Source organism: Parabacteroides sp. AF17-28 (assembly GCF_003479205.1).
In the GTDB taxonomy this organism is placed as follows: domain Bacteria; phylum Bacteroidota; class Bacteroidia; order Bacteroidales; family Tannerellaceae; genus Parabacteroides; species Parabacteroides acidifaciens.
Genome location: NZ_QUGV01000018.1, coordinates 79687 through 104470, shown reverse-complemented (window position 1 = coordinate 104470; position 24784 = coordinate 79687). Strand labels below are relative to the sequence as shown.

Sequence of the window (24784 nt, the reverse complement as noted above, 5' to 3'; positions counted from 1 at the left end):
ACGGTTCAGATTATACGGCTCTTGACGTAGCCTTCCTTTTGTAATATCTCCAGCACCTTCGGACGCAAGTCACCCTGCACGATGATTTCCCCCTCTTTGGCGGAACCGCCGACACCGCATTTCACTTTCAGGAATTTGCCGAGCGCCTCCAAATCGGAAGTCGTCCCGCGGAAACCGGTCACCAGTGTCACGGCTTTTCCGCCCCGGTTCCTTTTATCTAAAGAAATACGCAACTGTTGTTTCTCTTTCGGAAGTGTGTCTTCTTCCTCTTCATCACCTGTGTTATATTGAAAATCCGGGTTGGTGGAATACATAACCCCCAGACGCTCTTTCCAGTCGTTTGTCTTCATATTTACTCTTTTCTTTATGGGTTCAAATCTACAAATTAACACCGGGATAAACAAGATTACAAACAATAATACCTATATTTGCATAAACTTTATGATTTTCAAGTACCTTTATCATTTTGCCAATCGAATATGAGAATAACAGGGTATTTATTCACATTTCTTATTCTTCTGATATGCAGGCAGGCACGGTCCGCCCAGCATACAGATGAAGACTATGTGCTGGTAGTACATTCTATCAACTTTAATGAAACCTGGACACATCAAACCTATGAGACCATTCAAACCCTGATCACCCAGGAAGGGCTACAAGTCAAAGGAGAAGAGCTGCAGATACCGATAATCAAAGACACAACAGAGATTCTGAATAAGTTGGCCCATCTACGGGAAGAATATCCGCTCCCTCCCCGGGCTGTCGTCTGCATCGGCGATCCGGCATGGCTCGTGATACGCCCTCTGTTCGATAACGAATGGAAAGGCGTTCCCAGTCTGGTTTGCTATTCGCGGGGCATGGTTCCACGGAACATAAAAGATATGGTGGAGCGCAAGCTCGACCCCCAGGAAGCCATGGTCCCGACATCCACAATCATAAAAGGGTACAATGCTATAACACTGAGCCAGCCGCTTTATATCCGGGAGACAATCGAAATGATGCAAAAGATGCAGCCCGAATTGAAGAAAGTCGTGTTTGTGAACGACAACCGCTACATCAGCATCCTGACCCGCCAGGAAGTGCAAAGCGTATTGGAACAGCAATTCCCGGACCTTCAGTTAGACGTACTCTCATGGCCGCAGCTTTCGACGGAACATCTGTTGGATACGCTCACGACCTACAGCAACCAAGATGCCGGCATCATCTATTACTCCTGGTATGCGGCAAGCCAGAAAGGAGAGAACCATTACCTGATCGACAACGTACAGAAAATGACAAACAGCTTTTCCAATCCTCCCGTCTACGTTATTAACGACCTCGACATAGAGGGAGGTAACTTTGCCGGAGGGCATTATATCTCGGTTGAAGACTTTAACAAGACTGTCATCACCTACCTGCAGGAAATGCTGAAAGGCAAAAAGATAGATAACACACACGAACATATGGCCGGGACTCCCAGGACATATCTGAATTACCAGCATCTGTACAGGCATGGTATTTCCCCGTCCCGCTATCCCCAAAATGCTGTCTATTTCGAACAGCCCCCTACATTCCTGGAGAAATACAAAGTCCAAATTATCTGCGGGATTGTCATCCTTATCCTGTTGATGTCTGTTGCCTTCCTGCGTATCCGACTGCTGATCCAGAAACGGAAAACGGAAGAAGAACAACGGGAGAAAGAAAAGATAGAAGAGGCAAACCGCCTGAAAACGGCATTCTTAGCGAATATGAGCCACGAGATACGTACGCCGCTGAACGCAATCGTCGGCTTCTCCAACCTGATCGCCCAGGGAGAATGCCCGGAAGAAAACCGGGAAGAGTTCTGTAAAACAATAGAGACAAACAACGAATTGCTCCTGCAGCTTATCAACGACATCCTCGACCTGTCCAAGATAGAAGCGGGCAAACTGGACTTCATATATAGCGACATAAATGTTTCCGAGATGTTCAACCACCTGATGCAGGTGTTCCGTGACAAAACCAAACCCGGCGTGGAGCTAATATGCATCCTGCCTGAAAAGCCTTACGTCATCCATTCGGAGAAGAACCGGCTGATGCAGGTTATGAGCAATTTCCTGACAAATGCCTGTAAGTTCACATTTAAAGGTTCCATCACAATGGGATACGAGGAAACAGAAGGAGGATTGCGTTTCTATGTAACAGATACGGGGAAAGGGATTGCAGAAGAAAACATCCCGCACGTATTCGAGCGGTTCGCCAAGTTCGACACCTTTATCCAGGGAACGGGACTCGGCCTCTCCATTTGCAAGACCATCATAGACTGCCTGAAAGGAGAAATAGGGGTAAAATCGAAGGAAGGTAAAGGAAGCACTTTCTGGTTTACGATCCCCTGCGAGCCTGGGTCGGACGCAGACTCTCTTACTTCTGAATCAAGACCGTAGCGTAGGCGGCGATTCCTTCCTGCCGTCCGGTGAAGCCTAACTTTTCGGTGGTTGTCGCCTTAATGGATATATCTTCGACATCCACTTGCAGGACTTGCGCCATCACCCGCTTCATTTCGGGGATATGCGGATTCAGTTTCGGGCGTTCGGCTGCGACTGTCGCATCTATATTGCCTAATGTATATCCGGCATCACGAAGCAGTTCCATCGTATCATAAAGAAGGATCTTGCTGTCTATATCCTTATATTCGCCTGCCGTGTCGGGAAAATGGTAACCGATATCGCGCATATTGGCCGCCCCCAAAAGGGCATCGCAAATGGCATGGATCAACACGTCGGCATCGCTATGGCCCTGCAAGCCCAACGTATGCTCGATCTTCACTCCGCCCAACCACAAATCGCGGTCCGGCACCAACGCATGCACATCATATCCGAAACCCACCCGTATCTTCATCTTCTTTTAACTTTCAACTTTCAATTACCGAAACAGATTCTTAATCCCGTCCATATCGAAGGACAGGGAGAAACGAAGTGTCTGGTCCAACGGGTTCTGCGGAACGGTACTGATCAGATAAGCGGCATCCAACTGGAAAACGCTCATACGGAAACCGGCGCCGACAGAGAAATACTTACGGTTACCGACATTCGCACTCTCGTAGAAATAACCGCCACGAACGAAGAATTGTTCATTGTAGCTATATTCGGCTCCGACCGAAACCATCACCTCTTCCAATTCGCCTTTAAAGCCGTTAGGAGAATCGCTAAACGACTTGAACATACCGGAGATACTGGACAAAGCCTTGTAGTCTTCCTTGCGGGCGGTAAACTCTTCATCCGTCTCTCCGTCTTTCTTCTGCGGAACGGAAGGAACCATGTATTTACTTAAATCCAGATAAACGCCGATACGGTTATACTCGTCAATAGGATAAAGCAAACCGGTACCCAAAGCTAACTTGGCAGGAAGGAACATATTGTTCGTACCTTCGTCATACGAAATCTTACTACCGATGTTCGACAGGTTGAAACCGAAACTCCACAAAGCTTCCGCACTGCCCATCATCACATACTTCTCCAAATATCCGGAGATATCGGCTGCAAACGCATTGCCGGCATGCTTCAACTCATTCGGGTCGACACCCATATCGGAACGGATATAACGCAAAGCAACCGCCATTGAATAGTTTTCCGACAACTTACGGCTATAACTCACGTCGAACGCCATCTCATACGGGTTTGCATAAATAGGCTGGTCGCCGATGTTTTCATACTGCGGCACTTCACCCAAGGAGAAATAGCGCAAAGAGGCACCAACCGCCTGCAAATCATTATCCCCTATTTTATAGTAACCGGACATATTCACCAATGCCACGTCGTTGACCAACTTACGCAACCAAGGCGTATAAGACAGGTTCACCCCTGCCTTGCTATACATAAAAGCATATTTGGCCGCGTTCCAATATTGTGAACCGATATCCGGCAAAGTGGAAACACCGTTATCACCCATTCCGCCGCCACGCGCATCAGGAGCGATAATCAAGGAAGGCACAGCCATTTCGATAGGTGAATATTTAATATCATCGCCTTCCGCCCACGCTGTTGCGGAGATGAAAAGACCAAGCAATATAACGAGTGTCCCGATTCTGAATTTACTTATCATACGTTTTAATTTAATTGAACCCAGCCGGCAGTCCTTCGCCGACTGTATTATAAACTGAATAATCCTAACTTTATTGTATGCTCGAATAAAATTCCTACTTTTGCCCTTTGAGTATGAAAGATATGCAATCGACAGGCAAAGTTAAAGCATTATTTCTTTTGATGCGCCCTTCCCAATGGGTAAAAAACATCATCTTGTTTCTCCCTCTGTTCTTTGCGCAGGAGATAGGGGCTTTGGACAGGCTGCAAAACGTTGTGCTCCTGTTTGCCGGTTTCTGTATGCTTACCAGCGGCGTCTATGTGTTCAATGACTTAATGGATGCGGCGGAAGACCGCTTGCACCCCGCCAAACGGTTCCGCCCGATTGCCGCCCGCAAGGTATCGCCGGCAGAGGCTGTCGGTTTCATGCTCCTTCTTTACGGCATAAGCGCTGTATGCTTCAGCTTTATACATACAAGTAGCAACCTCATCTGGTTGCTGGCGGGAGGATATATCCTCCTGAACCTGGCTTACACGCTTTACCTCAAACAGGTGCAGATCATAGACGTCATGATTGTCGCCTGCGGTTTCATCATCCGTCTGGAGGCAGGAGCGACGGCGGGAGACATCGAGTTGTCCCACTGGCTGATCATTATGACTTTCATCCTCTCCCTCTTCCTCGCTTTTGCCAAGAGAAGGGACGATTTGCTTAATTTCATGGAGACGGGACAGGTTTCCCGGAAAAATATTACCGGCTATACAATCGACTACCTGAATGTAGTCCTGTCGTTCCTCTCCTCCATTATTGCCGTGACCTACATCCTGTACACCCTTTCGCCGGAAGTGACGGCAAGGAGCAGCGAGTATCTGTATGTCACGATCCCGTTCGTTCTGGCAGGAATCATGCGATACCTGCAAATCATCCTGGTGGAAAAAAGTAATTGTAACCCGACCGATATTTTGTTGCAAGACCGGACGTTGCAACTGACTGTCGCGGGTTGGTTCGTCGTATTCGCTTTACTTATTTACTGATATGCCAATAGCTGTATTCGACTTTGACGGAACGATCATCTCCCGCGACTCCCTACCGGACTTCCTGATACGGACTTGCGGACGGACGGCGTTCATCCTCCGTCTTCCCCTGATAATCATATTAAAACTAACAGCCCTGACAGGCATCCTCTCCACACACCGGGCGAAAGAACTTGTCTTTTCATCCTTCCTTCGCGGAATGAGCGTAGCGGATTTCCGGCAAGCTTGCCTGCGATATGCCGCCCGCATACCGGAGTTGGTTTATCCTGCCGCCCTGGAAGAGATTCGCAAGCACCAGGAAAAGGGTGACAAAGTCGTCATCATCAGCGCCTCCGTACCGGACTGGATACGTCCTTGGGCGGAAACAGTCGGAATCCGGCAGGTGGAAGGAACGGAACTGGAGGTCGAAGGCGGTGTCCTGACAGGACGTTTTTCCACACCCAACTGCAAAGGGACCGAGAAAGTCCGCAGGCTTCGCAAGCTATATCCGGATGTTATTTCCGAGACTTTATATGTGTATGGTGACAGTTCCGGTGACAAAGAACTGCTTGCCATTGCCGACGTTCCCCATTATAAACCATTCAATAAACGACAAAGATGACGATACCTTCCTGCCTGTCCACCCTGCTGCGCGCACTCCGAATCGAGTGGAGAGAGACGAGACGAACCCTGTTTCCGCCCAGTTGGACAGAGACCGGACTCTTTCTTTTCTTCTTCCTTCTTTATGGGATAATCGGCTACTATATGCTCTTTTACACAGAGCTGATAGACGTTCCGAACGGAGGGCCGGGCAGCTATTTAGGCTATGACAACCTGTTCCACCTGCATACACGCGGAGGGGCGTTCGACGTCAGCCATCCGTTCTTCAGCTTGTTTCATTTGTTGAAAACCCTGTTGATAATCCTGTTGACAAGCCTGTTCAAAGAGAAAACCGGCGGTATTATCTGTCTGGTGCTGATGAACCTGTTGATAACCGGCGGTCTGGTACTGATCTATCGTTACCTGAAACAGATTGTCCAGGTCTCCACCCGCCGTGCCTTACTGCTCACCGGATTTACAGGTTGTTTCTTTACGACTGTCGTCTTGTCGTTCACAACCGAAAGCTATCCGTTCTCTTTCTTCCTGCTTGTCTTTTCCCTGTTAATGCTATCGAGGGAATATAAACTGACAGGATATATAAAGGGACGGACCATCCTCTTCCTTTCTTTCCTCTGTGGAGGAATCACGATTACAAACGCAGCCAAACCGGCAATGGCGGTATTTCTGAACAAAACGCCTTTCCTGCATAAGATACGGACAGGCTTCAAAGTGATGCTTCCCTTCGTCGTTTGCGTAGCCGTCATCATGGGCTTTTACACGCTTAAAGCAAAGTTGTTCGCTCCCGAAGGGCCCTCCCCGATCGAAACAACGCAACAACTCGGACAGTATTTCATCCACGACGAGACATTCAGCAAACAGGCATTGATCGATTTCTGGGGAAACACGATCATGAGTACGCCTCTGACGCAACAACAGGTCGGCCATGAGGTGGTGCTGCGTCCCAGCGAATATCTACATAGTTGGAACAATGCGGTGGTCGTGCTCCTGTTAGTGTTGGTGGCGGCCTCTGCCTTGCTCAACCTGCGAAACAAGTATGTGCAGCTATTGCTTATGTATCTGAGCATCGACTTCGTGATCCACTTTATTATCCGCTACGGAATGAACGAAGCCATTCTGTTCGGCGGCCACTGGATGTTTGCCGTCCCGATGCTGTTAGGCTGGCTGTACAACCGCCTCCCGGTCCGCATGTACCGGATATTGGACTGGACCGTCATCGGCTTCTTTGTCCTGACTGCCACCATGAATACGTTGGAGTTTATGCGGTTGTGGGAGGAAGTGGGGTAATTGTTTACAAGGCAAGGATTTCTTCTTTGGATAAGCCCGTACAGTTTACAATGGTGTCTACATCCAATCCTGTGCGTTTCATGTTTATAGCTGTTTGGCGCAATCCTTCTGCAAGACCTTTAGCCTCTCCTTTTGCTTCGCCTTCCGCTAACCCCTCTGCACGACCTTTCACCAGACCTTCTTCCCGACTGGCGTCAAGAGCGGAGAGCATATCGCGTTCGACAGCCAAACTCAGTTCGTATTCCAAACGTTCGTTGGCAGACATCCGCTCGATTTCCACTATGCTTTTCAACTTGCGGAACAGCTGGTTGTTCAGTTCTTCGGGTAAACGGTCCATTATATCTATATTATTCAACACATACAGCCATTTAAGATAAATGCTATTGCACTCTGACAAAGGTAACACAAATTTCGGCATTTCAAAATACACTTCATTCAAGGTTTCACTGAAAGGGACCTTCAATTCGCGATCCATTCGCACCACATCCCAACGGTATTTATGGGGTAATGACGGTTCCATAACATAATTAAGGATGCAGACGATATAGACTTTGCTGATGCTGTAATCCCAATAAGCCTTCTTAGGTTCGTCTTCCAGACACGCGATCTTTTCACGTGCCACGATACTCTGTTGCTGAATCGCGAATGAGGCATAGTAGAGAATACGGTCAGAAAAATACTTCTGCCGCGCTTTCTGCATCTCCACGATAAAAAACTCACCTTTTTCATTTTCACAGAAGATATCGAAAACGGCTTTGCGCTGGTCATGCTTCATGCCAAGCATTTCCACATTACGAAATGTAATATTAACGATTACTTCATCCTGAATAACACTGTTTAAAAAACTAATGATTAGATCTTTACTGACCTCACTGCCAAAAATCAACTTGAAGCCGTAATCCGAGAAAGGATTGATAAATTTGCTCATAGCTAAATAATTTTAGTTGCGTCCATTTGTAGACGTGCTCAAATGTAGACATTAATATTCACATACTACCCAGAAAGAGGAATTAATTTATCCAAAGTCATGTTTTTCTTAGAGTAAGCGCCTTTTAGCCGCTACCCTATAGCCTGTTGACGGATGGGTCATAGGCTATATTTTTTCGGACGGGAATCATATTTTTTCGGACGGGAACGAAAAATGTATTACTCACCTAATATTATCAACTTCTTCGCAGTCGTTGCCTCTTTGGAGTTATTGGTGCTGATGGCTGCCCGGTAGATATAGACACCGGGACGCAGGCGTGCACCGGCTCCGTCGGTCAGATCCCAGGAGACTGAATAGGCACTGAAGAGATCGGACGTGCCGCTTTCTTCATGTTTCCAATAGAGACGGCCTGCCAGATCGTAGACCATGATGCCAACACGCATCCGGCTTTCCGGGCGGTTATGCGTAATATGGAAGGTCACTTGTCCGCGTGCGGGACTTGGGGTTGCTACGACATCGACCAGATTGGGCTTCAGGCCTTCGACAACTTCAAAGGTAAAGGTCCGGACAGTCGAGTTATTCAAAATATCCCAAACCCAGAACTCAGCCGTGTGCATACCCGGCTCTAATGCAGGAATCGAGAATTGGACAATACCGGCTCCCTCTTCACCCGACAACAAGTTATAATAACTGTTGAGGTTATAACTCAGAAGAGGCGATCCGTCTATCACCAACATCATATCATGTCCGACACTGCTACCCGTAATATTCACGCCGCTCTTGTCCCACAGCTCAGCAACAAAATAGGGAGTCGTGTTTACTTTTCCACCATCCACAAAAGTTGTGTCATTCAGATAAAGCATACGTATTTCAGGACCTACCGTATCAGTATCCGCTGTTTCGGAAGTACCTCCGACAGTGAAATTATCAAAATTACCTTGCGCCTCATTGCCGTTCTCGGAATCGACTGCATACAGGTTCATTTTCCCTTGCAACCCGGAATAAGAGATGTCTTTCGGGACAGTAAAGGTAAAGCTGAACTTTCCGTTACGCACGGAATCGTTTCCGATAAAAAGAGTATTCGGATAATCGGTAAAACTAAAGGGAGTATCTTCCGTCTTGTTATTATTCAAACAGGTAATAGTCACCTTGCTGTCTTTTACTGTTGGATTCAACAAACCCGTAAAATCAGTAGCCAACGTTCCCGAAGCATTCAAGACTTGTCCTTCGACTGTTATCTTTTCCAATGCTCTGAAAGGGATTGCTTCACCATCAGCGGGTTTTCCATTAACAGACGTCACCTGCATACGGTATTCAGGGTAATTCAATTTCATTGCCGGGTCACCGATCAGACAGAAACCGAGTTTATATTGGGCAGACGAAGTATTAATCAAATCACATTTCGTTTCTTTGACTATCTCTCCCAAAGTCCGACGTTTTCCATTTTTCTTTTCAAACATATTACGAATCAGACGGCTATTGATATGGGCATTATAAGGCACATAAGCAACACGAACCGTCGTAAACAAAGCGATGCCACCACTCTTTTCATTCAGAAAAAGATCTTCTCCAGCAGAAGTCGCCAAATCATCAAAACGTGTAAAGTCACAAGTCGCCGTAATCCATACAGGTAAACGGGGATAGGTGAACTGGGTTATATCTGCTTGCGTCAAGACTTTCTCATCACTTAAAGCAGTCGTTCCGCCATGTCCGGTATAGTTTACCAAAAGCAAACCATCTTTCAATAACTTCTGCAAGTTTGTACGAATATCCGGATAACCGTTTTGCCCCCCGGTCACATCTTTCTTATAAGCATCAAAATAGAGTTTATTTACCAGGAACTCAGGATGATCAACCGCCAAATAATCGGCTAAAGTATCTGCTTGAACCATGTGATATTGCGCAAAACCATCAGCATTACTACCGTCGTCAGCCAAGAAACAAAGATTATTCTTCCAAACTCCTGTTTCTTTATTATCCATATAAGAGATAACTTTGTCCACGGCCTTAGTTGCTTGATCAACAGAACGGATCGGGAAACGACCAATTCCGATATTTACTTTCTTATTGGAAATATCTTCCTTATTATCGGCGTCATCCAAGAAACCAAAATAATCATCTACCACATAAGAGAACTTGTTCAACGACTCCTTTGTCTGATACGTCAGCAACATATTACTCATATCAACCGATTTCCAAGCAGAAGTAAGTTGTCGGTTATCATACGAGCCGTCTCCGAAGAGCAGAAGATATTTGGGAGCGTCGGCTTCCGAAGTCTGCCGGTCGTAGAACATTTTCATAAAACGGCGATAGGCGGTTGCGTCGGGTGTGCCACTGGAAAACTCGTTATAGATCGTTTCCGGAGCTACGACTTGGACTGTCAGGTTGTCTTTTGTCCGGTGCGCTTCAGCCAGACGTTCCGCTTGGGCAGCCAAGCCGGGCTGGGCTATTATAACCATGTCCTGTTGCGCCAAAGCATGGAGGTTCTGGTTTGCGACTTCGCCAACCGTTTCAGGCGCTTTTATCTGGGAGGGTTTCACAACAACGAACTCGCGCAAATCCATAGAGGCGGGAATCGTAAACGACAGTTCTGTCCCGCTCAAAGTCGTTTCCATCTGCTGCGGGTTGATGCCGTCGGTTACATCAAACACCAATGTGTTTGCATCGGCCCCTTGGATAATAAAGCGGGAGGCATTCCCTCTTGCGGCAAGGCTCCGGAAAAAGGTGTAAGCATCATACGCCTTCAATTGCCGTTTCATCTGCAGACGGAAAAAGTTCAGGCGCACGTTCTTATGCCCGGTTGTATTATATTGAATATCGATGTTTACTTTTTCATTCTTGTCGGCCGTCCAGTTTGCAGTCCTGTAAACTTCTGTCGCCACGACATATTCATCGGATGTAGTATTGAAATTACCCGAGATCAGTTGGTTCTTATCGACACTCATCGTAACGCTGCCCGTATTGCCACTCGCACGTGCAATAAACGAAAGGGTGGCTTTCCCAGCATCGTTCGTAATGCCGGGAATCGTGACCGTGTAAGAGCGCGACAAGGTTGACTCGAACGAGTCGCCGTACAACTCACGGCCCGAATTATTGACAGACACCACGTCGTCGTCCTTCACCATATAGTCGTCGAAGGTCGTCACCTGCAAAGTCGCCCCGTCGGCGGAAGCTGCCTTTTCCATCGTCCGCCCGGCAGTCTCCTTTTCGGTCACGAAGTAATATCCGTAGTTGGAATAAGGATTATTGGTGTGGACAAAGGAGGAAGAAGCATATTCCCATTTACGCGGTCCTTTCCCATAGAACAAAAGGTAATCCGCATTCTTCCACACCGCCACTTCCGGCAGATCATCCACATAAGTCTTAGAGAAATCTTCATCAAGCGGCCAACCGCCATACCCATAGACGGCAACCTTGTCGAGGTTAGAAAAGCCCATCTTCTTCAGGTCGGCCAGCGTCAGCTTGTAGATACCATCTTCTGCCACTTGTATCTTCACCCACTTTCCGGAGCTAAGCACCGATTGGGAAGCATAACGGCTACCGTCCGCCCAGGCAGAAGCCAGCAGACCGAATACAAGCAGCAGGGTATATAAGATTCTCTTCATATGTTCTTTTTCCGTGTTATCTCACAAAGAAATCCAGCAGCTTCTGCTCGCCGATATATCCCTGCAAGTGGTCGTCTATCTTGACCGGCCCCACGCCTACCGGGGTTCCGGTATAGATCAGGTCGCCTATCTTCAGCGTAAAGAAACGGCTGACATACGCGATGATCTTGTCGACCGGGAAAAGCATATCTTGTGTGTTCCCCGCCTGGACGGTCGTCCCGTTAATATCCAGATGGAAAGGAATGCGATTTATATCGCCCACACGCTCCACGGGAATAAACGTCCCGAGAGCAGCCGAATTATCGAACGCCTTACTGATCTCCCAGGGCAGACCTTGCGCACGCAGTTTGCTTTGCAGGTCGCGGGCTGTAAAGTCGATCCCTACCGTCACCTCGTTGTAATAACGGTGGGCGAAACGTTCGGCTATGTTTTTTCCCAGCCGGTCTATCTTTACGACAATCTCCGTCTCATAGTGTATCTCCGAAGAGAAATCGGGTATAAAGAACGGCTTGCCGTCCTTCAGCAACGAAGAGTCGGACTTCATAAAGATAGTAGGCTCCGATAATTCTAACGAATGATGCAGCTCTTTATTGTGGGCGGCATAATTCATTCCTACGGCTATTATTTTCATTATGTCAGTGATTGATTGAATTCAAGCGGTTGAACATGACGGCAAGGTGGGCGTACATGGAGGTGTTCTGCACCACGATATCCTCCGGAACGCGTATCCGGAAAGGGGTAAAGTTCCAGAGCGCCTTAATGCCTCCGGTGATGATATGGTCGGTCACTTCCTGCGCCTTATCCACCGGGACGGTGATCACGCCGATTGTCGCTCCGAACTCCTTTTGTTTGGCGGGAAAATCATCCATATGATAGACCGGAATACCGTTGATCCGGGTTCCCGCAAGCTCCCGGCGCACATCAAAGCCGGCGACAATCTCCAGTCCGTACTGTTTCAGACCGGAGTCTTGCAACAAGGCTGCACCCAGACTACCGACACCGAACAGGAATGCCTTATGCTGTGCCGTGAACCCTAAGAAATCTTCCAACACGTCCACCAGCGTACATATCTCATATCCCACACGTGTCTTCCCCGAAATATTCACAAAAGAGAGGTCTTTCGCCACCTGGCTGGGGTCCACATTTATCTCTTTGGCAATCTGCGTAGATGATACAAAAGTCTCCCCTCTTCCCTTCATCAACTTCAAGAAGGCAAGATACCAAGGCAGCCTCCTGAGCGTCGGCTCCGGTACTTTCCAAAGTTGTTTCATTTCATCGTTAGCCATTCGTCCATACGTATTGATGTAGCTCACAAAAGTACAACTTTTTTCTTAGGGAATAGAAAAATAGAATACAAATACGAAACGGGCTGTTTCGTATTTGTATTTATATCAAAAAAACCTCCCCGGTACTACCGCCGGGGAGGTTTCATTTTGTGTCTGCGTTTTCTCTTCACAGGGATACTGGCAGATGAACTTTTTTTAATTTTTTACTTTAGTATTAATATCTACCGCTTGTTCACCCGTCACGGGATAATTAGCCCGAAGGCTGCACGATAAATTATAGAATTATATGATTAAGAGAGACGGAGCACACTCCGCCTCTACCTAATGTCTGTTTTATTTAACGATTGCTTTTACAGCTTCTTCGCCTTCAACAGCTACAACAACTACACCAGCAGGAGCAGCGATTACAGCGTCGCTTGAAGTGATGACTGTGTTAGCAATTGTCTGACCTAAGATGTTCGTGATAACAACTTTCTTGCCTTCAGCGTTAGCGATTCTTACAGCGCCGTTCTGAGCGATAACTGTTACTTCAGAAACTTCAACACCTTCGTTAGCGGTCGGAGCTTCAGCAGCATTCACTGTTACCATTGCAGCCTCTTCTGCTTCACCGATTACCAGTACACCATTCAAATTGCGCAGATACTTGTCACCATTCTTGATATTGTAAACACCAGTGGCTTCATCTTTAGCCTGCAGGAAGTTGAAACGGAAATCGTTGACACCAGCTTTCGGTTTAGCAATAACAGTCGTCTTCTTTCCGTCGATTGTCAGTGTATCACCTGCTACGATCAATGAGTCAGCACCATAACGCTGAGCTTCACGGAAGATTACGCGAGCTGATTCAAATGCAGTATATTGCTCTTTATTGACAGTTGCATTTGCAGCAGAGTCAGCAGCATTATACATGTACAATCTGTGAGCATCAACCTTAGTTGTTGTATCGGCGGCAACACCTCTTGTTACATAATATTCAGGGGTAACAACAGTTTCGCCATTACGGTTATATTTTGCTGTATCCAACCAGAATGTAAAGTCTTCAGCTGTATAGTTAGCAGCTTTCAAAGCATTCTCAGCAACAACCAATGCTTCGTTTTTAGCATTCACGGTTACGAACTGGTTATTTGTTGTTTCAATCTGAATATGCTTCGGCATCGTAAACAAACTCTGAGGATCATCTTCTTCAGCTACATAGAAGAGATCGTATTTAACCTTACCTAACAAACTGTTTTCCAGATCACCACTATTTGTATTTACAGTAATCATACTGTTTTTCAGTGCATCAGGAACAGGAGTTGAAACAACAGTTGCATTTTCAGCTGTCTGTCCAGGAACTGAAGAATATTCGCAAGATACTGCTATCTCATTCAATTTCTTTGTCTGATCAGCAGCTACTTTTACTCTCGGGAATACCGGCATGATCACATACTTATCAGCAGCTTCTGTCGGGATGAAAGTAAAGCCTGTTGCAATAAATGATTTTGTTGCAACCTCACTCGTTTCATAATTATAAGAAACAGTGTAGTTATACTTTTCAGGATCTGCTGTTAAGGCATAATTACCATTAGCATCCATAATCAAGTACTCACCTTTAGAAGTCTTTATTGCATAAACATCCCAAGCCAGAGGATCAACCGCATCTTCGATAGCAGCATCTTCGTTCGGAACTACATTTATACGATCCAAAGTGTACAGAACTTCGCCAGCTTTCAAAGTCATTGAGCTGTCTTTCTTCATATGTATGAACATATCTTCTCCTAATAACGGAGAAGCAGACTGAATCTTGAATTGTTTGTTCTTCAATGCAAAATCAGTTGCATGATAACCGATATACTGAGTTTCGCCCTTATACTCGATATTAGCATCAACCAATTTAATTGTATCAGAACCAAATACAATATTACCATTTTCCAAAGAATCGGCTACACCTGTCCAAGCAGTTTTGCCACTATAACGAGTCTTAATCGTATAGCTACCCTTATCTGTACCCGGAGTTGCAAATACTACAAACTGGGAGAACACATTAAAAGCCTGACCTTCGTTCAAATATTTCGCCTGATTCGGGAAATTATAATCATAGAACTTGCCATAATACGGATTCGCTTTATTGTTAGAAGCATCCCAAGTCCTCATATCGGCAACATAGTAAATTTTGTTGGGAGTAATTTCAGCTGTTCCACCCATGCTCTGCGTTGCATATGGCTGAATTAGAGGTTCAATGTAACCAGCCAAGCTTGTTGTTGTAGAAACAGTTAAGACAACGGTATTAGAAAGTTTTCTCAATACGACATTACCACCCGTCAAGTCGTCAGAAGCCATTGCTGTTGAAGCATCGCCTGTATAGAAAAATTTCGTACTACCAATAACTTTAGGTGCTTGAAGTGCAGCAAGTGCAACAGAATCATTCTTCAAGAATAATGTTGCAGTAAATTGAGCAGTACCAACTGGACGAGTAGTTGTATTTTTCTTATTGATCTTTTTTACAACAGCAGCAAGAGCTGCGAAATTAGAACCATCTGCAGCAGGAGCAGCAGCCAACGTATCGACTGTCAACTTGTTGTAAGCAGGAGTTACATCATCGCTATACAAAGAATCCACCATCAATAGATAAGGAGCCTTGTTGATTGAAGTTGTTTTCCCTTTAGCAGCTAAGAATAATTTAGGAGCAGATGCTGTTACAACACCTTCGCCTTGAATAGCTTCCCATGAATATTTGGTCAAAATGTTTTCTTCACCGGTACTTACATTCTTACTATTATTAAAGAACAACTTACCGCCAGTCTTTTTAACCAATTCATTGAATAGATCAGCAGTTAAGACTACTTTATCACTAGTAGTCAAAGCAGAAAATGTTAATGGTTTCGCACCAGCAGTTACATCAGCGATAGTACCTTTAACGGCTGCAAGCTTTAAACCATCAAAATAAAAGGTAGAGTCTCCTTTTGAGATATACAAACCTTTATCCTGATCGCATAGCCATTCAGAGTTACCAGCACCGTCTAAGACTGCTACATTTGCAGAAACAGAAGCAGCTCCAGCACTTGCAGCAGTAGTAGGCGCTGTTTGCAATTTAACCGCCAGCAATTGATTTGTTGCCTTATTTCTAAATTGATAAACATTAAAGTCTCCTTGCTGAGAAGTCTTTTTAATCTTAGTTATTTTCCATAAAGCAGCATCATAACCAGCCAATGTTGTTGGAGCAGATGAAAAATCTTTTGTTTCCAATGTTTTCTGGTCGGAACCAATCACCAACTTTTCATCACTATTAGCCAAATAGGTGAAATCTCCTGATTCCAATTTTGAATCATCTACTGGACCTGCTGCAGCCATCGCCGTTGTAGACAATCCACCGGCTACCAGAACGGCAGCCAAAAGAGTAGAAAATCTTTTGTTCATAATCTAAATAATTTAATTAATAATACTATATATAATGAAATTCAGTTCTTTGCGTCCCTTCTTGGGATCGTCTATCGAAATGACGAGAGAAAACGTACGTTTTTTTTAGTCATTTTTCGGGAGGGTGTTGGAGGTTCGTGTTGAAAAGGTGTAATTTCGTACAGGTTAAGCTATCTAATTGATAAGAAACAATATAGAAAAAGAAAAATCTTTGCGGAAAGGATTGCAGGTTTAAAAAGTATATGTATTTTTGTAGCTGAAAAATGACGAATTTAAACGTACGTTTTCATTAGTCATTTCTGATCAACTTCCTATCTTTTTAAAATTCAATGCTTTATATTCAATTTTATACCCGTTTTACCCCCTAAAACACCCCTTTTACGCGTACATTATATAAATTAGCACATTGCTATTAATCAACACATTACGAAAACCGCTAAAATGCAAAAAGACGCCTTTTTGCAGATAACCGCCCAAAACAGCCCTTTTTAGCCCCTATCGAGCCGGATATTTATCCAAAAATAAAGACAGTCATTGAAACTAAAGTGTCTGCGGTCGAAACTAAAGTTTCACGGCAGGAAACTAAATTTTCATCCCAGGAAACTTTAGTTCCATCGGCATGAAACTTTAGTTTCAAAGAGATGGACTGCTTGAAACTAAAGTTTCAATTGCAATTTAAGCTTGAAACTCCTGAAAATCGACTTGAAACCGTTGCTTATTCCGAGCAATGGACTAACTTTGCCTATAATACAATAAAAACTTGTCATAAAATGAATCGAGTCAAAGGAATACCTTACGGGATATCCGATTTCAACCGGATGAGAAACGAGAACTTTTATTTCGTGGATAAAACCATGTACTTGCCTCTGATCGAGAAGATGCCGAGTTACCTGTTCCTGATCCGGCCGAGGCGTTTCGGGAAAAGCCTGTTTCTGAGCATGATGCGCACTTATTACGACATCTTGCAACGAGATAATTTCGATAAATATTTTGGAGATTTATGGATCGGCAGCCATCCGACCGAACAGCGCAACCGTTATCAGGTTCTCTATTTCGATTTTTCGAAAGCAGGCTGTTCGCTGGCGGGAACCGATATGATGACAAGTTTCAACGATTATTGTAACATTATCATCAACCAGTTTGCGCATGAATATTCCTCATTCTACGATCCTGATTTCAAAGCGACAGTCAGCAGCATCGAGAGTGCAAAAGCCAAATTGTCGTACATCGAAGTGAAAGCGCATGAAAAAGGTTATCCATTATACCTTATTATAGATGAATACGACAATTTCACGAATGTCATACTGAGCGAACACGGCCAGCAAATGTTTCACGACCTGACGCATGCCAGCGGTTTCTATCGTGAATATTTCAAACAATTCAAGGGGATGTTCGACCGCATCTTCCTGATGGGAGTCAGTCCTATTACGCTGGATGACCTGTCCAGCGGATATAATATAGACTGGAATATTTCGACGGATGAGACATTTAATGCCATGATGGGATTTGAGGAAAAAGAGGTACGCGAAATGTTCCGCTATTACCAGCAGAATCAACTATTGACAGGTGACATAGAAGCCATGATTGCCGAAATGAAACCTTGGTATGACAACTATTGTTTTGCTCGAATGAGCCTGGATGACGACAGGGTTTTCAATTGCGATATGACACTTTACTATTTGAGCAATCAAGTACAAAAGCATCGTGCCCCGGCAGAAATGGTAGACAAAAATATCCGCACCGACTACAGCAAATTGAAAATGCTGGCACGCATCGACCACGACAGTACACACGAAGGAAGCCGCATGAGTACAATCGAAGAAATCGCTGCAAAAGGCGAGATTCTGGTGAATCTGCATACTTCGTTTCCGGCAGAACGGGTGGCGGACATCGACAATTTTCGTAGCTTACTCTATTACTACGGGCTGCTCACGATATGCGGCACACGGGGAGATCGCTTAAGGATGTGCATTCCCAATAATTGCGTACGCGAACAATATCTTGGTTTTCTGCGCGATTATTACCAGCAAACACATAGAGTCGATCTCTCTTATTTAAAAGATTTGATAGACGATTTTGCTTACGACGGCAAGTGGAAGCCCTTCTTTGAAGCCATCGCCCGCGTCTACCGTGAAAACTCTTCCGTACGCGATGCGATGGAAGGCGAAAGAAACCTGCAAGGTTTCCTGAAAGCCTATCTTGCACTTGCTTCCTATTACTTGATGGAACCGGAATTAGAAATGAATTACGGCTATTGCGATTTCTTCCTTTTGCCTGATAAGCAGCGTTATCCGGACATCAAACACAGTTATATTCTGGAACTCAAATATGCCGCGCGTACGGCTACCGATGCTGAACTGGATGCACAAGCTGAAGAGGGTCGCCGCCAATTATTACAATACAGTGAAGATAAAGTTGCCCGCCGGTTGGCTGAAGGCACGACACTCCACCGACTGTTGCTTCAGTTCCGGGGATGGGATATGGTGAAATGTGAGGAAATTTAAAGGAGGTGTGTCAAAAGTCGACATTTACCGGACGCAGATGACACAGACAAGCGCAGAGTAACGCAGATATTATTTATTTAAAATAAGTCTGCGTTACTCTGTGTATTCTGCGTTATCTGCGTCCGGTTTATTAGATTTGACAATTATATTCTTGCAAGCGTCGTAACAATGAAATCCCAAGTGCGGGCAACAGACGGAATGCTTACGCGTTCGTCCGGAGAATGCGGGTGTTGCAAATCCGGACCGATAGAGATCATATCCATGTTCGGATAGGCTTCCTGGATAATGCCGCATTCGAGGCCGGCGTGCATCACGGTTGCTTCCGGTTTCTTGCCGTACAAATCCAGATAGGCTTGCTGCATGATCTTCAGGATCGGAGAATCGATATTCGGTTGCCAGCCGCCGTAGCCGCCGTCATATTCCACTTTGGCACCTGCGAGCGCGAATACGCTTTCCAGGCTGGAGCAAACCGCTTCTTTGCGGCTCTCGGAAGAGCTGCGCACCAGGATCTGAATCTCGATCAGTTCGTTCGACGACTTCACGATCGCCAGGTTCGTAGACGATTCCACTGTTCCGGGGAAATCGGCCAACATACTGATAACGCCGTTCTGGCAACCTTCGATCGCATTGATCAGGTCGTCCTGGATTTCTTCGGGGATCAGAGTTGCCGGCATATCGGTCATTTCTGCTACGAAATTGACATTATCTTCAATACCTTTATATTCGGTACGATACATTTCCTGATAATCGGATACAAATTCCCAAAGGGCTTCCACATTGTCGCCGGGAATCGTAATGACAGCAAAAGCCTCGCGAGGGATCGCATTCCGCAACGAGCCGCCATCGACAGACGACAGGCGCGCACCATAATCGCGTACCGCCTCTTTCAGGAAACGGAACATCAGCTTATTGGCGTTCGCACGTCCCAGATGGATATCGACACCGGAGTGGCCGCCTTTCAAACCGGTCAGGCTGATCTTTACAGCGACATCACCTTCCGGAATATAGGTATCTTCCTTAAATTGCATGGACACGTTCAGGTCTGCGCCACCGGCACAACCGACAAACAGTTCGCCTTCCTCTTCGGAATCGCAGTTCAACAGGATTTCACCTTTCAGGAAACCCGGTTTCAAGCCGACGGCGCCGTCCATCCCCACTTCTTCATTAATGGTGAAAAGGGCTTCCAGCGGACCATGCTTCAAGGTCTTGTCGGCAAGGGCTGCCATTGCAAAAGCGGCACCCATACCGTTATCGGCGCCTAATGTCGTTTCGCGGGCTTTCACCCAGTCTCCATCTATGTAAGCATCGATCGGGTCGGTTAGAAAGTCGTGTTTTACTGAAGAGTTCTTCTGCGGAACCATATCCAGATGAGACTGCATGGTTACGGTTTTATGTCCTTCCATTCCCGGAGATGCCGGTTTACGAATCAAAACGTTTCCCACTTCGTCTTGCAGGGTTTCCAATCCCAATCCTTTACCAAAAGCTACCATAAAACGGGTTACAGCCTCCATGTGTCCGGTCGGACGAGGAATTTGCGTAAGGTCATAGAAATAACCCCAGACAGGCTGCGGAGAAAGATTTTTGATTTCTGCTGACATAGAAGTTTAATTTAATTTGTGCTACTTTTATTTTTATGCAATAGTATTATCATTAACAGCAACCGGGGCTTCCTTGTTCGTGAACGGCAAAACCACCACGCCAAACAACCCTGTAAGTCCGAGCCACGCGGTCTGCACCGTGTGTACGACCAGGGCGAAAGCCGCTGCATCGGTTTCCTTTACTCCGAAGCACATCAGGGTGGCGATCACCATAAAATGCCACGGTCCGATGCCTCCCTGAACGGGCACAGCCACTGCGATACTGCTCATTGTAAAAGCGATCAGCCCGACTGTCACACCCAGATCGCGGGTAAAGTCGAAGGCGTAGAAAGTGATGTAGAAGTACAGGAAATAGCCTGTCCAGATCAGTAATGTTTGAATCACAAAAAGGCCTTTCCGCTTCATCAGCCAGATGCTCTTCATCCCGTCCCAGACGTTCTGCAACATCGACTTCGCTTTCTTCACCAGCGTAAAGTTACTCATATATGTGAATATAAACCAAATTCCGGCGATAAAAATTACAGCCGCCACGTAAATCCATATCGAATTGAACATCGACTGGAAACCGTCCAGCAAGGCGGGGTTCTTCGCAAAGAAGCTCTGGAAGAAACCGAAATTGAACACGACGATAGACATCGTGATCAGCCCGACCATGATCGTATCGCTCACACGGTCGATCAGCAAAGTGCCCAACAGGCGGGTAAACGGGATTTTGTCATATTTGGTGATCATACCGCAACGCCAGACTTCGCCCACGCGCGGCAGGACAAGGTTTACGGCATAGTTGCCGAGGACAGCGTAAATGACATTGCTTGTCTTCACCTTATCGCCCAGCGAACGGATCAGCAACCCCCAACGCAAGCCGCGGACGATATTGGCTCCTAAGCCGAACAGAAGCGAAAAGAGGATGATTTCGTAACGGACGCCTTTGCGGATCACGTTCCATATCTCGCCAAGATCCATCTTACTATACAAATACCAGAGCAGTAAACAACCGAAAGCAAGCGGGAGGATGATCTTGAGAAACGTGCGTAGAATTGCTTTAAAATCCATTATGCGTAGATTGACTTTAAATTATTTGTTGTATTTTTGTACGCCTGCAAAGATAAGCATTATATTTAAATACGAACACAACAATACACCAAAGAAGTGGATGAGATTAGTTAAGCCAAAGAAAGCGTTAGGACAACATTTCCTGAAAGATCTGCAAATAGCTGAACGCATTGCGGATACATTGTCCGACTACAAGCAATTGCCTGTACTGGAAATAGGCCCGGGTATGGGCGTCCTCACCCAATTCTTACTGGAAAAAGGGCACGACCTGACAGTGGTCGAACTGGACCTGGAATCGGTCGATTACCTTGAACAAAACTTTCCGGCCTTAGAAGGCAAGATACTGGCGGAAGACTTTCTGCGCCTGGATCTCAGCAAGTTGTTTTCCGGCCAGTTCTGCGTGATCGGCAATTATCCGTATAATATTTCCAGCCAGATATTTTTCAAGGTTCTCGATTATAAAGAACATATTCCCTGCTGTTCGGGCATGATACAGAAAGAGGTTGCCGAACGACTTGCCGCCGGTCCGGGCAGTAAGACATACGGCATCCTGAGTGTCCTGCTGCAAGCCTGGTACGAAGTGGAATATCTGTTTACCGTTAGTGAGAAAGTATTCGATCCGCCTCCAAAGGTCAAAAGCGCGGTGATACGGATGGTCCGCAACAACCGGACGGAATTGGGATGTGACGAAAAGCTCTTCAAAACGGTTGTCAAGACCTCTTTCAACCAGCGGCGCAAAACGTTACGCAATTCCATGAAACCGCTGTTAGGCAAGGACTGCCCCGATTACCAGCTCCCGATCTTCGACAAGCGACCGGAGCAGTTGTCGGTAGAACAGTTTGTGGAGCTGACGTTGATAACGGAACGGAATTTGAAATAAAGCAAGTTGTTCATCTTCTAAATAGGCAGAGAAATGATTGAACTGACGAAAGAATATATAGAGAATCTGAAAGGCATCATCTCTGAGAAGGATGACGCAAAGATCAAGGAGACACTGGATGAATTGTATCCGGCCGATATCGCCGAACTGTATCAGGAACTGAACCTGCAGGAGGCGATCTACCTTTATCTTCTGATGGATGGCGAGAAAGCGGCGGATGTGCTGATGGAACTGGACGAAGAAGACCGTCACAAGTTACTGAAAGAACTTCCGAACGAACTGATCGCCAAACGCTTCGTGGACAATATGGAGACCGACGACGCCGTAGACCTGATGCGCGAGTTGGACGAAGACACCCAGGAAGAGATTCTTTCGCACATCGAAGACGTGGAACAGGCCGGAGACATCGTCGACCTGTTGAAATACGACGAAGACACTGCCGGCGGTTTGATGGGTACGGAAATGATCGTGGTAAACGAGAATTGGAGTATGCCCAAATGTATCGACGAGATGCGCAAACAAGCCGAAGACATGGACGAGATCTATTATGTGTATGTAGTAGACGACGACGAACGCCTGCGCGGAGTGCTCCAGCTCCAGAAACTGATCACCAACCCTTCCGTCTCGAAGATCAAGCACGTGATGAAGAAAGACCCGATCTCCGTCCGCGACAGCGACAGCATCGAGGAAGTGACCGAGACGATCGAGAAATACGACCTTGTGGCCCTGCCGGTTGTCGACAGCATCGGACGCCTGGTCGGACGCATTACCATCGACGACGTCATGGATGAAGTCCGCGAACAACACGAACGTGACTACCAGTTGGCATCCGGTATCTCGCAGGACGTGGAGACTTCGGACAACGTCTTTACCCAGACGGCCGCCCGCCTGCCCTGGCTGTTGATCGGCATGATCGGCGGCATCGGCAACTCCCTCATATTAGGAAACTTCGAAGGGAACTTTGCCGTCAATCCTAAAATGGCACTCTTCATCCCGCTTATCGGCGGAACCGGCGGTAACGTCGGGATCCAATCTTCCGCTATCGTGGTACAAGGCTTGGCCAACAACAGCTTGAAAGAAGGGAATATCGTACCTCAGATACTGAAAGAAGCGGTTGTCTCTTTGATTAATGCCAGTATCATCAGCCTGGTCGTATTCATTTATAATTTCTTTATGTTAGGCGACCGGGCTATTACGGCTTCCGTCTCCCTCAGTCTGTTTGCCGTCGTAATGTTCGCCAGTATCTTCGGGACGTTAGTGCCTATGACACTCGACAAGCTGAAGATCGATCCGGCTCTGGCGACCGGACCGTTTATCACCATTACAAACGACATTATCGGGATGATGATTTACATGTTTATCTCGTCTACGCTGGCCGGATAGTTAAATAACCTATGTTGTAGAACATATTTACGACATAGGTATTATCTTTGCGGCAGGTTATCAAAAAGACAGTAAAGACATGCTAATAGAAGCATTTTACATTCTCTTCTTCTATTTTACAGGAGAGTTTATCAGTTATTTCATCGACGGGTTCATTCCGGGCAGCGTAATCGGGATGGTATTGTTATTTTTAGCGTTGGCATTCAAAGCCGTCAAGCCGAATAAAGTGAAGAGACTCTCGACTCTCCTGACCGAGAATATGGGATTGTTTTTCCTTCCGGCGGGCGTAGGCCTGATGAATTCGTTGGGCATTATCTCCAAATACTGGGTTGTGATCGTTACGGCATCCGTTGTCAGTACGATATTAGTAATCGCCAGCGTGGCTCTCATCCAGCAAAAATTAGGGAAGGAGGCCGACAAATGATGAATAACCTGGCACAGTCGGAGGTCTTTTCCCTTACGTTAGTGATCGGCACTTACCTCGCATCGCTGGCGCTCTACAGAAAAACGCGTATCAGCCTGCTACATCCGCTTATCACTTCCATCTTGGTCATTATCGTTGTACTGAAGACAATGAATATCGAATATGAATCCTTCCAGAAAGGCAGCCATCTGATCCATTTCCTGTTAGGGCCGTCGGTCGTGGCGCTCGGATATGTACTTTACGAACAAATCCAGTATCTGAAAGGGAATGTCATATCGATCCTGACCTCCGTCTTTGTAGGAGCGATCGTCGGGATTGTCAGCGTCATCGTTATCGGCAAACTGATGGGAGCGGACGCGGCATTGGTCGCCACCCTCGAACCGAAATCGGTTACGACGCCTATTGCGATGGGTATTGCCGAGAAATCGGGAGGCATTCCTTCGCTGACGGCAGTTATCGTGGTCGCAGTCGGGATATTCGGCAGCATCGTCGGGCCGTTCGTCATGAAGGTGTTAGGCATTGAAAGCCGCATAGCCAAAGGGTTGGCGTTGGGAGCTTCTTCGCATGGCGTCGGGACATCCGTAGCTATCCAGATCGGGGCCGTGGAAGGAGCGTTGAGCGGACTGGCAATCGGGTTGATGGGTATTATGACGGCAATTCTCGTCCCGGTTATCAGTTTTATTATCTCGCTATTCTAAGCAGATCATCACCTGACTCATGCTCATCGTGAATCATATCAAACTGATTTGCAACCCATTTCCAAATAAAAAAGCAGAA

The 24784-nt window shown here is 46.3% G+C and carries 19 protein-coding genes; 9 read left to right on the top strand and 10 right to left on the bottom strand.

Annotation, left to right across the window (positions count from 1 at the left end; all coding sequences use genetic code 11):
• Positions 1 to 5: 5 nt before the first annotated feature.
• Positions 6 to 350, bottom strand: a complete 345-nt coding sequence (locus DWW90_RS13735) for a translation initiation factor (protein WP_115501032.1) — start codon at positions 348 to 350, stop codon at positions 6 to 8.
• 216 nt (positions 351 to 566) lie between these two features.
• On the opposite strand from DWW90_RS13735, the gene DWW90_RS13730 reads away from it, so the two are divergent.
• Positions 567 to 2402: a HAMP domain-containing sensor histidine kinase gene (locus tag DWW90_RS13730; RefSeq protein WP_233547756.1), complete on the top strand. Its 1836-nt coding sequence runs from the start codon at positions 567 to 569 to the stop codon at positions 2400 to 2402.
• Here DWW90_RS13730 and ispF read toward each other — a convergent pair.
• Together ispF and porV are read right to left on the bottom strand one after the other, a co-directional pair.
• Positions 2380 to 2856 (bottom strand): 2-C-methyl-D-erythritol 2,4-cyclodiphosphate synthase, encoded by a 477-nt coding sequence (gene ispF / locus DWW90_RS13725; RefSeq protein WP_115501033.1) that lies wholly within the window; start codon positions 2854 to 2856, stop codon positions 2380 to 2382. The two genes, DWW90_RS13730 and ispF, sit on opposite strands and share 23 nt — an antisense overlap.
• 24 nt (positions 2857 to 2880) lie before the next feature.
• Positions 2881 to 4059 (bottom strand): type IX secretion system outer membrane channel protein PorV, encoded by a 1179-nt coding sequence (porV, locus tag DWW90_RS13720; protein WP_122345371.1) that lies wholly within the window; start codon positions 4057 to 4059, stop codon positions 2881 to 2883.
• Between the two features lie 113 nt (positions 4060 to 4172).
• On the opposite strand from porV, the gene DWW90_RS13715 reads away from it, so the two are divergent.
• The 3 genes from DWW90_RS13715 to DWW90_RS13705 are packed head-to-tail and all read left to right on the top strand — an operon-like array spanning position 4173 to position 6953.
• Positions 4173 to 5069, top strand: coding sequence for a decaprenyl-phosphate phosphoribosyltransferase (locus DWW90_RS13715; RefSeq protein ID WP_122345370.1), 897 nt, complete (start codon positions 4173 to 4175; stop codon positions 5067 to 5069).
• Position 5070: 1 nt separating this feature from the next.
• On the top strand, positions 5071 to 5670 hold the full coding sequence (locus DWW90_RS13710; protein ID WP_122345369.1) for an HAD-IB family hydrolase: 600 nt from the start codon (positions 5071 to 5073) through the stop codon (positions 5668 to 5670).
• Positions 5667 to 6953, top strand: a complete 1287-nt coding sequence (locus DWW90_RS13705; protein ID WP_122345368.1) for a DUF6080 domain-containing protein — start codon at positions 5667 to 5669, stop codon at positions 6951 to 6953. Before DWW90_RS13710 ends, DWW90_RS13705 begins: the two co-directional genes overlap by 4 nt.
• A 4-nt stretch (positions 6954 to 6957) precedes the next feature.
• Here DWW90_RS13705 and DWW90_RS13700 read toward each other — a convergent pair whose 3' ends face one another.
• The 5 genes from DWW90_RS13700 to DWW90_RS13680 form a co-directional block, all read right to left on the bottom strand.
• Positions 6958 to 7881, bottom strand: coding sequence for an Rpn family recombination-promoting nuclease/putative transposase (locus DWW90_RS13700; protein ID WP_122345367.1), 924 nt, complete (start codon positions 7879 to 7881; stop codon positions 6958 to 6960).
• A 218-nt stretch (positions 7882 to 8099) separates the two neighbouring features.
• Entirely contained in the window at positions 8100 to 11486 is a 3387-nt protein-coding gene (porU, locus tag DWW90_RS13695; RefSeq protein WP_122345366.1) for a type IX secretion system sortase PorU, read from the bottom strand.
• Between the two features lie 16 nt (positions 11487 to 11502).
• A complete protein-coding gene (locus tag DWW90_RS13690) occupies positions 11503 to 12117 on the bottom strand; it encodes a fumarylacetoacetate hydrolase family protein (RefSeq protein WP_115501040.1) in 615 nt (204 codons plus the stop codon).
• A gap of 4 nt (positions 12118 to 12121) precedes the next feature.
• Positions 12122 to 12772: a redox-sensing transcriptional repressor Rex gene (locus tag DWW90_RS13685; protein WP_115501041.1), complete on the bottom strand. Its 651-nt coding sequence runs from the start codon at positions 12770 to 12772 to the stop codon at positions 12122 to 12124.
• A gap of 333 nt (positions 12773 to 13105) precedes the next feature.
• A complete protein-coding gene (locus tag DWW90_RS13680) occupies positions 13106 to 16165 on the bottom strand; it encodes a DUF6383 domain-containing protein (RefSeq protein WP_122345365.1) in 3060 nt (1019 codons plus the stop codon).
• A gap of 770 nt (positions 16166 to 16935) precedes the next feature.
• Here DWW90_RS13680 and DWW90_RS13675 point away from each other — a divergent pair.
• Positions 16936 to 18669: an ATP-binding protein gene (locus DWW90_RS13675; protein ID WP_122345364.1), complete on the top strand. Its 1734-nt coding sequence runs from the start codon at positions 16936 to 16938 to the stop codon at positions 18667 to 18669.
• Positions 18670 to 18812: 143 nt separating this feature from the next.
• Here DWW90_RS13675 and DWW90_RS13670 read toward each other — a convergent pair whose 3' ends face one another.
• Positions 18813 to 20267 (bottom strand): aminoacyl-histidine dipeptidase, encoded by a 1455-nt coding sequence (locus tag DWW90_RS13670; RefSeq protein ID WP_122345363.1) that lies wholly within the window; start codon positions 20265 to 20267, stop codon positions 18813 to 18815.
• A gap of 33 nt (positions 20268 to 20300) precedes the next feature.
• On the bottom strand, positions 20301 to 21320 hold the full coding sequence (locus DWW90_RS13665) for a lysylphosphatidylglycerol synthase transmembrane domain-containing protein (RefSeq protein ID WP_115499995.1): 1020 nt from the start codon (positions 21318 to 21320) through the stop codon (positions 20301 to 20303).
• 100 nt (positions 21321 to 21420) lie between these two features.
• Between DWW90_RS13665 and rsmA the strand changes: the two genes are divergently transcribed.
• The 4 genes from rsmA to DWW90_RS13645 all read left to right on the top strand — a co-directional run bounded on the left by rsmA (position 21421) and on the right by DWW90_RS13645 (position 24705).
• Positions 21421 to 22200, top strand: a complete 780-nt coding sequence (rsmA, locus tag DWW90_RS13660; RefSeq protein ID WP_122345381.1) for a 16S rRNA (adenine(1518)-N(6)/adenine(1519)-N(6))-dimethyltransferase RsmA — start codon at positions 21421 to 21423, stop codon at positions 22198 to 22200.
• A 33-nt stretch (positions 22201 to 22233) separates the two neighbouring features.
• Positions 22234 to 23583, top strand: coding sequence for a magnesium transporter (gene mgtE, locus DWW90_RS13655; RefSeq protein ID WP_115499994.1), 1350 nt, complete (start codon positions 22234 to 22236; stop codon positions 23581 to 23583).
• A 79-nt stretch (positions 23584 to 23662) separates the two neighbouring features.
• Positions 23663 to 24007 (top strand): CidA/LrgA family protein, encoded by a 345-nt coding sequence (locus DWW90_RS13650; RefSeq protein ID WP_115499993.1) that lies wholly within the window; start codon positions 23663 to 23665, stop codon positions 24005 to 24007.
• Entirely contained in the window at positions 24007 to 24705 is a 699-nt protein-coding gene (locus DWW90_RS13645) for an LrgB family protein (protein WP_115499999.1), read from the top strand. The genes DWW90_RS13650 and DWW90_RS13645 overlap by 1 nt, the downstream gene beginning before the upstream one ends.
• Positions 24706 to 24784 lie beyond the last annotated feature (79 nt).